Source organism: Psychrobacter sp. AOP30-A2-5, from assembly GCF_052378115.1.
In the GTDB taxonomy this organism is placed as follows: domain Bacteria; phylum Pseudomonadota; class Gammaproteobacteria; order Pseudomonadales; family Moraxellaceae; genus Psychrobacter.
The window spans coordinates 1-417 of record NZ_JBQSXK010000070.1 but is presented as its reverse complement, the minus strand read 5'-3'; the positions used below and the strand labels follow the sequence as shown (position 1 = coordinate 417).

At 42.0% G+C, this 417-nt stretch carries 1 protein-coding gene; it reads right to left on the bottom strand.

Going from position 1 to position 417, the window contains the following annotated elements; translation table 11 throughout:
- Nucleotides 1-322 (bottom strand): LysR family transcriptional regulator (locus ACT3S4_RS14405; protein ID WP_444761314.1); only part of this gene is annotated, 322 nt, incomplete at its 3' end.
- Nucleotides 323-417 lie beyond the last annotated feature (95 nt).

Here is a 417-nt window from a genome sequence, read left to right as displayed (position 1 = left end):
ATTTACGCCCTAACACTGACGAAACAGTAAGACGGACAGTCCCACGCATTTCATCTCGTTTTTCCTTGGTGTCTTTTACAAGCAGAGCATCAATCGATCCCACCGCAAAACGTGCTTGCTTTGCCAAACGCTCACCATCAGCAGTAATTTTAATTTGTCGAGTACTCCTGTAGAACAGAATCTCTCCGCGCTGCTCTTCTAGCTCTTTTATTGCCCGTGTCACTACCTGCGGGGAAATCCCCAGCTGAGTGGCTGCCTCTTTAAAATTGCGAGACTCTGCTGCGACACAAAAGATACGTATCATTTCCAATTTGTTCTGCATGTCCAATCCTGTGTTATGGTAGTTATTCCGTAAATAGGAATTCTGAAAGATAATATTATTCATTTATTATACCTAACAAGACTGTAATACTTAAT